Raw genomic sequence first — 12,791 nt, forward strand, 5'->3', positions numbered from 1 at the left:
ACGCGCTACAAGAGCGTGATGCAGCGCTGGCCGGATTCGATCGCCAAGGGCGCTGAGTTCACCATGCCGGTGGCGAAGTAGATTATTGTGCCTATCGGGCGGGGATCGCTTGACGGTCCCCGCTCCGTTCAGGCGCCAGCGGCCGCTTCTATGTGCGTGATCCGTTCGGGCGGCTGGTGAATATCCTCATGCATGCCTGAGCGAGGTTACCCGGCGCTGCACGTGCTGGCTTGCCGATAGGCGGGATCCTGTCGGCGCCCGGCTGCGGCGGCTGACATTCTCCTTCCGCAGCTTTGCTTGCAGTCAGTGCCGGCCAGCCTGGCCTTTCCTATCATTCGATGACGTGCCTGCCGCGCGCGGGCGCGCAATGTGACGCCTTCGCGCTGTGGCGGGCGTAAACTACCGCCCTTTTTCCGGGCCCGCGCGCCTTGCCGCCGCGTGCCCGGCCACAGTTGCAGGGAGTCTGAATGAGCTTGTTCCGCACCAAGGACATCGACGCGATGCTGGCCGTCGCGCGCGATGACGGCCTGAAGAAGGTGCTGGGTCCGACCGACCTGGTGATGATGGGCATCGGCGCCATCATCGGCACCGGCATTTTCGTGCTGACCGGCACCGGCGCGCTGACCGCGGGGCCGGCGCTGACGGTGTCGTTCGTGATCGCGGCACTGGCGTGCGGCTTTGCCGCGCTGTGCTACGCGGAGTTTGCCTCGGCGATCCCGGTGTCGGGATCGATCTATACCTACAGCTATGCCACGCTGGGCGAGATCGTCGCGTGGATGATCGGCTGGGACCTGCTGCTGGAATACGGGCTGGCCACGTCCGCCGTGTCGGTGGGATGGTCGGGCTACTTCCAGTCGCTGATGGCAGGCTTCGGGCTGAAGCTGCCGGCGGCGCTGACCGCGGCGCCAGGCTCGGTGCCGGGGGTGAAGACCATGCTGAACCTGCCGGCGTGCCTGATCATGCTGGCCATCACCTGGGTGGTGTCCTACGGCGTGCGCGAATCCACGCGCATCAACAACCTGATGGTGGCGGTCAAGATCGGCGTGGTGCTGCTGTTTATCGCGGTGGGCGTGTGGCATGTGCAGCCGGCCAACTGGCAGCCATTTGCGCCATTCGGCTTTGCCGGCATCTTCAATGCGGCGGCGCTGGTGTTCTTTGCCTTTATCGGCTTCGACGCGGTGACCTCGGCCGCGGAAGAGGTGCGCAACCCGCGCCGCGACCTGCCGATCGGCATTATCGGTTCGCTGGCGGTGTGCACGGTGCTGTATGTGGTGGTGGCGGCGATCATGACCGGCATCGTGCCGTTCGCGAAGTTTGCCGGCGTGGACCACCCGGTGTCGCTGGCGCTGCAGTTCGCGGGCCAGAACTGGGTGGCGGGCTTTGTCGACCTTGGCGCGATCCTGGGCATGACCACGGTGATCCTGGTGATGACCTACGGCCAGACCCGCGTGATCTTTGCGATGTCGCGCGACGGCCTGCTGCCCGAGCGGCTGTCCTCAGTGCACCCGGTGCATGCCACGCCGTATTTCGCCACCTGGACCGTGGGCATCGTGTTTGCCGCGATTGCCGCCTTCGTGCCGCTGAACGTGCTGGCCGAGCTGATCAATATCGGCACGCTGGCGGCTTTCACTCTGATCTCGGTGGCGGTGCTGGTGCTGCGCAAGACGCGCCCGGAACTGCCGCGCGCATTCCGTTGCCCGGGCGTGCCGGTGGTGCCGCTGCTGTCGATCGGCTTCTGCCTGTTCCTGATGGCGCACCTGCAGGCGCTGACCTGGATTGCCTTCCTGGTGTGGCTGGCGGTGGGGCTGGTGATCTACTTCGGCTACGCGCGGCGCAATGCCGTGCTGCATAACCACGGCGGCTGAGCGCCTTCAGCTGCCGCGCCCGGCCGCGGCCTTCATGAAGGCCACCGCGCGCGGCTCGTTGGCGTAGGCGGCGTTGATCCGGATCCATGCCGAGGTCTCGCCGCCCGGGCGGAAGTAGTTGCCCGGCGCCAGCGTCACGCCGTATTCCTCGCCCAGCGTCACCAGGTCGCGTGAATCCTCGATGCCGGGTGGGCGCGCCCACAGGAAGTTGCCGCCGGACGGCTGGCAGAACACCTCCCAGCCGTTGCCGGTCAGCTGCCGCACGGCATTGGCGCAGGCCTCGCGCACGCGCAGGCGCAGCCGCTCCACATACTTGCGGTAGCCGCCGCGCTCCAGCAGCGCCGCCGTGACTGCTTCCGCGAAGTGCGAGCCGGCCACGCTGGTCAGCACCTTCACATCGACCAGGTCCTTGACCAGCGCCTTGTCGGCCACCAGGTAGCCGACCCGCAGCGAGGCCGACACCGTCTTGGAAAAGCCGCCGATGTAGATCACGTGCTCAAGCTGGTCCAGCGTGGCCAGCCGGTCGGTGAAGTGGGTCTGGAAGTCCGAGAAGATATCGTCCTCGACAAAGCGGAAGCCATGCCGGCGCGCCAGCTCCAGCAGCCGGAATGCCACCGGCGGCGCCAGTGTCGACCCGGTCGGGTTCTGCAGCACGCTGTTGGTGAAGAACAGCTTGGGCTTGTGCTGGCGCAGCAGCGCCTCGGTGGCGTCCGGGTCGGGGCCGTTGGGCGTGTGCGGCACGCCCACCAGCTGCACCCCGTGCAGCCGCAGCAGGCCGAACAGGTTGTAGTAGCCGGGATCTTCCACGAACACCGTATCGCCGGGCTTGAGCAGGTGGCGCACCACCAGGTCCAGCGCCTGGCTGGCACCGGTGGTGATCAGCACTTGCGGCAGTTCGGCGGCGATGCCCAGCTGGCGCACGCGCAGCAACACCTGGCGGCGCAGTTCCGGATGCCCCATCGGCGTGGCGTAGTGGATCACGCTGTCGATCTCGTTGCGCGAGATCGCGCGGATCGCCTGTGTCAGCCCCTCAACGTCGCGCCAGGTCTCGGGCACGAAGCCGCCGGCCAGCTTGAGCGTGCCGCTGGGGTGGTTGAACTGCTCGAGGATGTGGTCGGAAAGATCCTCGGCCAGGCTCGGATCCGACCAGCCGCACGCTGAGCGCCCCGCCAGCGGACTGTCCGCCACATAGAAGCCCGAACCCTGGCGCGAATCCAGCAGCCCCTGCGATACCAGCCGGTCATAGGCTTCGATCACCGGGAAGCGGCTGATGCCATTCTCCGCCGCCAGCTGCCGGATCGACGGCAGCTTTGCGCCAGGCCGAGCCTCGCGGTTGCCGATCCACGACTTCACGCCGTTGACGATCTGATCGGTCAGTGGAATTCCGGTAGAAGCATCTAAGATTAGTTTCATAAGGCAGGGCAGCCGGGGGAAACCGGAGGGCGCAACTGTCAGGGAAAACTACTGAACAGTTCATCGAAAACTGTTCACAACTGTACATGGGATTGTAGTGAGGGATGCGAATAATGGAAGCGTGGCGGAGACAGGCGCCGGCTCCTGTGGTCATTCGGCATCCAGGAGTCGGCACCGGACCAGACCGCCGGGCTGATGAGGAGTGCGACATGCGCGAACTACGGACTTTCGAACTGGACGAGCCCGGACAGCCAGTGAGCTGGCGCGCCGGTTACGGGCAGACCGTCTGCGCGGCGGCGGGCAAGCTGTGGGTGACGGTGGAAGGCAATCCCAACGACATCTGGCTGGAGCCGGGCGCCGAACTGCCGTTGCCGGAAGGCTACCGGGTGTGGCTGTCGGGCGATGGCGCGGGCGCGCGCTTCACGCTGGCACAGGTGCCGGCACCGTGGTCGCTGCGGCGGCTGGCGGCATGGCTGCGGGTGATGCGGCACCGGGTGGAGGAGCACAGCACGGATGCGTTCGGGGAGTGCCCCAGGATCTGGGCCTGAGCGGCCACTCACGCTTTGCCGGAACGGCCACCTGCGGGTGGCCTTTTGTTTGCCCGGGCGCTTGCGCGGCGCGTGCCGCGGGCGCCTACTCTATAGGGACAGCCCGTCCCACGCACGCCGGTCTCGGGGTTCCGCCTCATTGCTTTACGTTAACGTCAACGTCATATAATCGATCGGCCCCGACCCGGGGGCGCAGCCCGCGCGTTTGCAGCCAAGCCGGCACAGAACGGCACTTCCGGCGCACGCCGCGGTGGCAGCCAACACCAGAAACGGTGGAGACAATGACCGACCTTTCCGATGTGCATGATGTGCGCCGCGGTGCGCCCCAGCCCAAGCCCACCGCGCAAGGCCGCGGTCCGGTCAACAAGGTGCGCTTTGTCACGGCGGCGTCGCTGTTCGATGGCCATGACGCCTCGATCAACATCATGCGCCGCATCCTGCAGTCGCATGGCTGCGAGGTGGTCCACCTCGGCCACAACCGCTCGGTCGAGGAAGTGGTGACGGCGGCGCTGCAGGAAGACGCGCAGGGCATCGCGATTTCCAGCTACCAGGGCGGCCATGTCGAATACTTCAAGTACATGGTTGACCTGCTGCGCGAGAAGGGCGGCGAGCACGTGCAGGTCTTTGGCGGCGGCGGCGGCGTGATCGTGCCGGACGAGATCCGCGAGCTGCAGGCCTATGGCGTGGCGCGCATCTTCAGCCCCGAGGACGGCCAGCGCATGGGCCTGGCCGGCATGATTGCAGACATGGTGCAGCGCTGCGACATCGACCTGTCGCGCTATGCGCCGGCCACGTTGGAACCCGTTGCCGGTGGCGACCGCCGCACGCTGGCCCAGCTGATTACCGCGCTGGAGAACGGCAAGGCCGATGCGGCGCTGGTGCAGGCGATGCATGCGCAAGCGGCAGCGGCATCGAGCCCGGTGCTCGGCATCACCGGCACCGGTGGCGCCGGCAAGTCGTCACTGACCGACGAACTGATCCGCCGCTTCCGCCTCGACCAGCAGGATGCGCTATCGATCGCCGTGATCTCGATCGACCCGTCGCGGCGCAAGTCGGGCGGCGCGCTGCTGGGCGACCGCATCCGCATGAATGCGATCAACCACCCGAACATCTTCATGCGCTCGATGGCGACGCGCGAGGCGGGCTCGGAGATCTCGCAGGCGCTGCCGGACGTGATCGCCGCGTGCAAGGTGGCGGGCTTCGACCTGGTGATTGTCGAGACCTCCGGCATCGGGCAGGGCGATGCGGCCATCGTGCCGCACGTGGACCTGTCGCTCTATGTGATGACGCCCGAGTTCGGCGCGGCCAGCCAGCTCGAGAAGATCGACATGCTGGACTTTGCCGACTTCGTCGCCATCAACAAGTTCGACCGCAAGGGCGCGCAGGACGCGTGGCGCGACGTGGCCAAGCAGGTGCAGCGCAACCGCGAGCAATGGCACGGCAAGGCCGAGGACATGCCGGTCTACGGCACGCAGGCGTCGCGCTTCAATGACGATGGCGTGACCATGCTGTACCAGGGGCTGCGCGCGGCGCTGGCCGAACGCGGCCTGAAGCTGCAGCCGGGCGTGCTGCCGGCGCAGGCGGGGCGCATCTCCACCGGCCAGAATGTGATCGTGCCGCCGGCGCGCAGCCGCTACCTGGCGGAACTGGCAGACACGGTGCGCGGCTACCACCGCCGCGTGATGGAGCAGAGCCGCATTGCACGCGAGCGCCAGCAACTGCGTGAATCGAGCCGCATGCTGCAGGCCGCGCAAGGCGATGGCGCCGCGCTGGATGCGCTGGCGGCGGAGCGTGACAACGCGCTGGGCCAGGTTGAGCGCAAGCTGCTGGCGATGTGGCCGCAGATGCGCGAAGCCTACAGCGGCGACGAGTACGTAGTGAAAATCCGCGACCGGGAGATCCGCACCGGGCTGGTTACGACCACGCTGTCCGGCACCAAGGTGCGCAAGGTGGTGCTGCCGCGCTTCGAGGATGACGGCGAGGTGCTGAAGTGGCTGATGCGCGAGAACGTGCCCGGCAGCTTCCCGTACACCGCCGGCGTGTTCGCCTTCAAGCGCGAGAACGAGGACCCCACCCGCATGTTCGCCGGCGAGGGCGATGCTTTCCGCACCAACCGGCGCTTCAAGCTGGTGTCCGAAGGCATGGATGCCAAGCGCCTGTCGACCGCGTTCGACTCGGTCACGCTGTACGGCGAAGACCCGCACGTGCGCCCCGACATCTACGGCAAGGTCGGCAACTCCGGCGTGTCGATCGCCACGCTCGACGACATGAAGGTGCTGTACGACGGCTTCGACCTGACCAGCCCGAGCACCTCGGTGTCGATGACCATCAACGGCCCGGCCCCGACCATCCTGGCGATGTTCATGAACACTGCCATCGACCAGCAGCTCGACAAGTTCCGCGCCGACAACCAGCGCGAGCCCACCGCAGACGAGGAAGCGAAGATCCGCGCCTGGGTGCTGCAGAACGTGCGCGGCACGGTGCAGGCCGACATCCTCAAGGAAGACCAGGGCCAGAACACCTGCATCTTCTCCACCGAGTTCTCGCTCAAGGTGATGGGCGATATCCAGGAGTACTTTGTCCACCACCAGGTGCGCAACTTCTACTCGGTGTCGATCTCCGGCTACCACATCGCCGAGGCCGGCGCGAACCCGATCTCGCAGCTGGCGTTCACGCTGTCCAACGGCTTCACCTATGTGGAGGCGTACCTGGCGCGCGGCATGCATATCGACGATTTCGCGCCCAACCTGTCGTTCTTCTTCTCCAACGGCATGGACCCCGAGTACAGCGTGCTGGGCCGCGTGGCGCGCCGCATCTGGGCCGTGACCATGCGCGACAAGTATGGCGCCAACGAGCGCAGCCAGAAGCTGAAGTACCACATCCAGACCTCGGGCCGCTCGCTGCATGCGCAGGAGATCGATTTCAACGATATCCGCACCACGCTGCAGGCACTGATCGCGATCTATGACAACTGCAACTCGCTGCACACCAATGCCTACGACGAGGCCATCACCACGCCCACCGGCGAATCGGTGCGCCGCGCGCTGGCGATCCAGCTGATCATCAACCGCGAGTGGGGCGTGGCCAAATGCGAGAACCCCAACCAGGGCAGCTTCCTGATCGAGGAGCTGACCGACCTGGTGGAAGAGGCGGTGCTGCAGGAGTTCGAGCGCATCGCCGAGCGCGGCGGCGTGCTCGGCGCGATGGAGACCGGCTACCAGCGCGGCAAGATCCAGGAAGAGTCGCTCTACTACGAGCAGCTCAAGCACGACGGCACGCTGCCCATCATCGGCGTGAACACGTTCCGCAACCCGGACGGCGACCCGACCCCGCAGAAGCTGGAGCTGGCGCGCTCCAGCGAGGCCGAGAAGCAGAGCCAGCTCGACCGCCTGCATGCGTTCCAGCAGGCCCACGCGGCCGAGGCCCCGGCCATGCTGGCGCAGTTGCGCCAGGCGGTGATCGACAACCAGAACGTATTCGCGGTGCTGATGGACGCGGTGCGGGTTTGCTCGCTGGGGCAGATCACGCATGCGCTGTTCGAGGTGGGCGGGCAGTACCGGCGCAATATGTAGAGCCGGCGGCACCGCGCAGCAAGCAGTGCCCGATTACCGCGCAGGGCGGCCGCAGTGAAGGGCCGCCCTGCGTTACACTCGAAGGCTGTGCCGGCGGCCGCGCCACGGCAAACGTATTCGAGACAACCGCAAGCCAACGATCATGGACACCCAGTACAACCCGACCAATATCTTCGCGAAGATCCTGCGCGGCGAGCTGCCGTGCATCAAGGTCTACGAGGACGACGACACCATCGCCTTCATGGACATCATGCCGCAGGCCGACGGCCATACGCTGGTGGTGCCCAAGGAAGCCGCGGTCAACCTGTTCGACCTGTCCGAGCAGGGCGCGCAGGCCGCCATCGTCGCCACGCAGCGCGTGGCGCGCGCGGTGCGCGCGGCGTTTGCGCCCGACGGCATCTCCATCGGCCAGTTCAACGGCGCGGCCGCGGGCCAGACCGTGCCGCACGTGCATTTCCATATCGTGCCGCGCTATGCCGACAGCGCGCTGCGCGGCCATGCGCGCGAGATGCAGGATCCGGAACAGCTCAAGGGCCATGCCGAGCGCATCATCGCAGCGCTGCGCGAGCAGGGCGCCTGAGCCGCGCCTGAACCGATCAATCAGCAATCCAACCAAGCAGAGGAAGACAAGATGAGCATCAGGACAGTGGGCATCGTCGGTGCCGGCACCATGGGCAATGGCATCGCCCAGGCCTGCGCAGTGGTAGGTCTCAACGTGGTGATGGTCGACATCAGCGATGCCGCCGTGCAGAAGGGTGTTGCCACCGTGGCGGGCAGCCTGGACCGGCTGATCAAGAAGGAAAAGCTGACCGAGGCCGACAAGGCCAGCGCGCTGGCGCGCATCAAGGGCAGCACCTCGTATGACGATCTCAAGGCCACCGATATCGTGATCGAGGCCGCCACCGAGAACTACGACCTGAAGGTCAAGATCCTCAAGCAGATCGACGGCATCGTCGGCGAGAACGTGATCATCGCGTCCAACACCTCGTCGATCTCGATCACCAAGCTGGCTGCCGTGACCTCGCGCGCCGACCGCTTTATCGGCATGCACTTCTTCAACCCGGTGCCGGTGATGGCGCTGGTGGAACTGATCCGCGGCCTGCAGACCAGCGACCCCACCCACGCCGCCGTCGAGGCCCTGTCGAAGCAGCTCGGCAAGTACCCGATCACGGTCAGGAACAGCCCGGGCTTCGTCGTCAACCGCATCCTGTGCCCGATGATCAACGAGGCCTTCTGCGTGCTGGGCGAAGGCCTGGCCTCGCCGGAAGAGATCGACGAAGGCATGAAGCTGGGCTGCAACCACCCGATCGGGCCGCTGGCGCTGGCTGACATGATCGGCCTGGACACCATGCTGGCCGTGATGGAAGTGCTGTACACGGAGTTTGCCGATCCGAAGTACCGCCCGGCGATGCTGATGCGCGAGATGGTCGCTGCCGGCTACCTGGGCCGCAAGACGGGCCGCGGCGTGTACGTCTATAGCAAGTAAGCTGCCCGGCACTTGCCGCGTGGTACAGCGGCCGCCTGCGGGCGGCCGCTGCTTTTTCCGGTGCCGGTTCCGGTTGCCGCCAAATCCCGCTTACACGGCGTTATATGCCGAAACACTCCGCCGCATCCGGTAACAGGAATGCGCGGTAGAGTGCACCCATTCCCTTTACGACAAGACAAGCTCCATGGCTCACCCGATTCTCTTTGCTGCGCTGCTCGCGGGCGCAATGTCCCTGCTGGCGGCCCGTTCGGCGATGGCCCATGTGGACGTGGGCGTGCAGATCGGCGCGCCGGTTTATGCGGCGCCGGCCCCGGTCTATGTGGCACCCCCGCCGCACGTGGTGTATGCGCCGCGCCATCACGGCTGGCATGGCGACCGTTATTGGGATGGCCGTCGCTGGTATGGCCGCCATGAGTGGCGCGGCCGCCATCACCACTATCATCGGCATCATCACTATCGCCACCACGGCCATGGGCATCGCGGTCATCACGGGCATCACGGCCATCGCGGTCATCACGGCCACTGATCGCCGCACCGGCTGAGGCGCCGCCCGGCACCACCGCCCGGCCGGCGTTCAGCGCAGCAGCACCAGCCGCGGCACCGCGTCCGCGCCGCTCCAGACCACCGCGTTCTGTTCGTATTTCTCGCCGAGTGCCCGTGCATCCGCCAGCGACAGCCCCGGCACCAGGAAGCTCGGCTCGGCCGGCCAGCCGTTGCGCGGATGCTCGCCGGCGGCTTCGATTGCGCGCAACCCCATCCTTGCCACGTCCTGCGCCAGCGCCTGCTGGCGCTTTGCGTTGGCGTCGTCGTCGCAGCGCAGGCTGAACGGGTTGGCGGCGGTAATGAAGGCGCTCGCTGCCACGCCCAGCGCGCGGTGCAGCGCCGCCAGCGGGGCGCTGGGTTGGTCTACCCGCAATATCATCGGCGGGTCGCCCAGCACGCGGTAATGGGTCTCGCGATAGGCCTGCAGCGTGGCGTCGTCGATGGTGCTGGCCATGTTATTCGCCGTACTGACGCAACCCCTCCAGGTCCAGCACCTCGATCACGCCGTAGTCCACCCGCACCAGGCCCTGCTGTTCCAGCACCTTGAGCGCCTGGTTGGCGCGCTGGCGCGAGATGCCAGCGAGCAGGCCGATCTCTTCCTGCGAGATCTCCAGCGTCTTGCCGATCCCCGGATACAGGTGCTCATTGAACAGCGACGACACCGCGCGCGCCACGCGCGAATCGATGTCGAGCAGCCGCTCGTATTCCACGGCGGCGATGAACTGTCCCAGGCGTTCGTTGAACTGGGTCAGCAGGAAGCGCGTGAACGGCAGGCTGGTATCCAGCAACCACAGAAAAGTGTCGCGCGGCAGGAAGGCGATGGTCGAGCGGCGCAGCGCCATCACGTCGTACTTGCGGATTTCCGACTTGAGCACCGCGCCTTCGCCGAACCAGCCGCCGGTGGGCACGCCGGTGAAGGTGACCGACTTGCCCGAGGGCGAAACCGTGGTGATCTTGACGATGCCTTCGAGCACGCCCATCCAGTGCTCGGCCATGTCACCCTTGTGACAGACGTAGTCGCCCTGGGTGTACTCGTGCACGAACATGGCGCGGCGCACGCGCTCGCGCTGCTCGGGACTCAGGTCTGCTGCCCACACGCAGCGGTCGACAAAATCGTTCAGCATGGCCTGCAGAAGCTCCCGTAGGGATTAACCCGGAATTGTCACCGGCGTGACAACCGGGGTTGTTGGCATGGGCTATCGTACGATCACAACGGAACCGCGGGTGCCACCAGCGGCACGCCGGGGCAAGGCGAAAACGCTTTCCCGGCGGCCTGACGCAAGGCACACCGGGCTTGATGCCAGGCGGCAATTGCTGCCGGGCAAAGCAAGCCAAGTATAACGATCGGACCGGCGCTTGACACCGGGCGTGGATCCCCACGCCGGAGGGACAGGAGACAGCGATGCAGGAATCGTCGGCGACGACCTTCCCGCGATGGCTGCTGGCGCACGCCCAGCAGCGGCCGGATCATCCGGCTCACCGCGAGAAGGATCTCGGCATCTGGCAGACATACAGCTGGGCCCAGGCGGCGCAGCAGGTGAGGGCACTGGCTTGCGGGCTGGCCGCACTCGGTTTCAGGCGCGGCATGAACCTGGCGGTGGTGGGCGACAACCGCCCGCGGCTGTACTGGGCCATGACCGCGGCGCAGGCGCTGGGCGGCGTGCCGGTGCCGCTGTACCAGGACGCCATCGCCAACGAGATGGTCTACGTGCTCAACGATGCGGAGATCGAGTTCGCCATCGTCGAGGACCAGGAGCAGGTCGACAAGCTGCTGGAAGTGGAAGCGCAGCTGGCCGAGTCCGGCCGCGCCGTGCGCCACGTCATCTTTGAAGACCCGCGCGGCCTGATGGACTACGACCATCCGTCGCTGATGTCTTATGAACAGCTACAGGAACTTGGCCGCGAGTTCGACCAGGCGCACCCGGGCTTCTATGACGAGGCCATTGCCGCCGGCCAGCCCGACGACACCGCGATCATCCTCTATACCTCCGGCACCACCGGCAAGCCCAAGGGCGTATGCCATTCGCACTACGGCCTGATCGGCGCGGCGCGCAACGGCTGCGCCTTTGACAAGCTCAGCGCGGACGACGACGTGCTGTCCTACCTGCCGATGGCATGGGTGGGCGACAACCTGTTCTCGTACGCGCAGGCGATGGTGGCGGGCTTCACGGTGAACTGCCCGGAATCGCGCGAAACGGTGATGACCGACCTGCGCGAGATCGGCCCCACCTACTACTTTGCGCCGCCGCGCATCTATGAAGGGCTGCTGACGCAGGTGATGATCCGCATGGAGGATGCCGGCTGGATCAAGCGCAAGCTGTTCCACTGGGCCATGGACGTGGCGAAGCGCTGCGGCACCGATATCCTCGACGGCAAGCCGGTATCGCTCGCGGACCGCGCGCGCTACGCCCTGGGCGAAACGCTGGTCTACGGCCCGTTGCGCAATGTGCTGGGCATGAGCCGCATCCGTGTGGGCTATACCGCGGGCGAGGCGATCGGCCCGGACCTGTTCCGCTTCTACCGCTCGATCGGCGTGAACCTGAAGCAGTTCTACGGTCAGACCGAGACCTGCGCCTATGTGTGCCTGCAGCCGGACGGCAAGGTCAAGTTCGATTCAGTCGGCCCGGCCGCGCCCGGCATGGAAATCCGCATCGCCGACAACGGCGAGGTGCTGGTGCGCGGCGTGGGCCTGCTCAAGTCCTACTACAAGCGCGACGAGGCCACGCGCGAGGCCATCAACGACGAGGGCTACTTCATGACCGGCGACGCCGGCGTGATCGACGCCGACGGCCACCTGAAGATCATCGACCGCGCCAAGGACGTGGGCAAGCTGGCCGATGGCTCGATGTTCGCGCCCAAGTACATCGAGAACAAGCTCAAGTTCTTCCCGTACATCAAGGAAGCGGTGGCCTTCGGCAATGACCGCGACCAGGTCTGCGCGTTTATCAATATCGACTTCGAGGCCGTGGGCAACTGGGCCGAGCGCCGCCACCTGCCGTATGCCGGCTATGTCGACCTGGCCGCGCAGCCCGAGGTGCTGGAAATGATCGGCGAGTGCGTGAACCAGGTGAATGCCGACCTGGCCAACGACCCGATGCTGGCCGGTTCGCAGGTGGCACGCTTCCTGGTCCTGCACAAGGAACTGGATCCGGACGACGACGAGCTCACGCGCACGCGTAAGGTGCGCCGCGGCTTTATCGCCGACAAATACGGCGTGCTGGTGGACGCGCTCTATGCGGGCAAGTCCGAGCAGTTCATCGAGACGCGCGTCAAGTTTGAAGACGGACGCGAGGGCAGCGTGTCGGCCACGCTGAAGCTGGTCAATGCGAAGCGCCTGCCTGTGGCGGCGCGCGCGGCATGAGCG

10 protein-coding genes are annotated in these 12,791 nt (G+C 66.3%); 7 read left to right on the plus strand and 3 right to left on the minus strand.

The features are described 5' to 3' along the window. Window positions 1–467: 467 nt before the first annotated feature. Window positions 468–1,865, plus strand: a complete 1,398-nt coding sequence (gene bcaP / locus AC3WVS_RS12525) for a branched-chain amino acid transporter BcaP (protein ID WP_492318889.1) — start codon at window positions 468–470, stop codon at window positions 1,863–1,865. Window positions 1,866–1,871: 6 nt separating this feature from the next. Here bcaP and AC3WVS_RS12530 read toward each other — a convergent pair whose 3' ends face one another. After that, a complete protein-coding gene (locus AC3WVS_RS12530; RefSeq protein ID WP_492318890.1) occupies window positions 1,872–3,278 on the minus strand; it encodes an aminotransferase-like domain-containing protein in 1,407 nt (468 codons plus the stop codon). Between the two features lie 209 nt (window positions 3,279–3,487). Between AC3WVS_RS12530 and AC3WVS_RS12535 the strand changes: the two genes are divergently transcribed. From AC3WVS_RS12535 to AC3WVS_RS12555, 5 genes are all read left to right on the plus strand, one after another. Next, the gene (locus AC3WVS_RS12535; protein ID WP_035819806.1) at window positions 3,488–3,826 is read left to right on the plus strand and encodes a DUF2917 domain-containing protein; all 339 of its coding nucleotides are present in this window, start codon (window positions 3,488–3,490) and stop codon (window positions 3,824–3,826) included. A gap of 281 nt (window positions 3,827–4,107) precedes the next feature. Then, the gene (gene icmF, locus AC3WVS_RS12540; protein ID WP_492318891.1) at window positions 4,108–7,398 is read left to right on the plus strand and encodes a fused isobutyryl-CoA mutase/GTPase IcmF; all 3,291 of its coding nucleotides are present in this window, start codon (window positions 4,108–4,110) and stop codon (window positions 7,396–7,398) included. Between the two features lie 142 nt (window positions 7,399–7,540). Further along, entirely contained in the window at window positions 7,541–7,978 is a 438-nt protein-coding gene (locus tag AC3WVS_RS12545) for an HIT family protein (protein ID WP_013955378.1), read from the plus strand. A gap of 51 nt (window positions 7,979–8,029) precedes the next feature. Then, the gene (locus AC3WVS_RS12550) at window positions 8,030–8,884 is read left to right on the plus strand and encodes a 3-hydroxybutyryl-CoA dehydrogenase (protein WP_492318892.1); all 855 of its coding nucleotides are present in this window, start codon (window positions 8,030–8,032) and stop codon (window positions 8,882–8,884) included. A 184-nt stretch (window positions 8,885–9,068) separates the two neighbouring features. Continuing rightward, a complete protein-coding gene (locus AC3WVS_RS12555) occupies window positions 9,069–9,410 on the plus strand; it encodes a hypothetical protein (RefSeq protein WP_010814881.1) in 342 nt (113 codons plus the stop codon). Window positions 9,411–9,458: 48 nt separating this feature from the next. On the opposite strand, the gene AC3WVS_RS12560 is transcribed toward AC3WVS_RS12555, so the two are convergent. Together AC3WVS_RS12560 and AC3WVS_RS12565 are read right to left on the minus strand one after the other, a co-directional pair. After that, window positions 9,459–9,881 (minus strand): DUF3293 domain-containing protein, encoded by a 423-nt coding sequence (locus AC3WVS_RS12560; RefSeq protein WP_492318893.1) that lies wholly within the window; start codon window positions 9,879–9,881, stop codon window positions 9,459–9,461. Between the two features lies 1 nt (window position 9,882). Further along, entirely contained in the window at window positions 9,883–10,551 is a 669-nt protein-coding gene (locus tag AC3WVS_RS12565; RefSeq protein ID WP_010814879.1) for a Crp/Fnr family transcriptional regulator, read from the minus strand. A gap of 278 nt (window positions 10,552–10,829) precedes the next feature. Here AC3WVS_RS12565 and AC3WVS_RS12570 point away from each other — a divergent pair, with 278 nt between their 5' ends. After that, complete coding sequence (locus AC3WVS_RS12570) at window positions 10,830–12,788, plus strand: AMP-dependent synthetase/ligase (RefSeq protein ID WP_492318894.1); 1,959 nt, start codon at window positions 10,830–10,832, stop codon at window positions 12,786–12,788. Window positions 12,789–12,791 lie beyond the last annotated feature (3 nt).

The sequence above is a fragment of the Cupriavidus sp. CPT47-8839-RL05A genome, assembly GCF_058792255.1.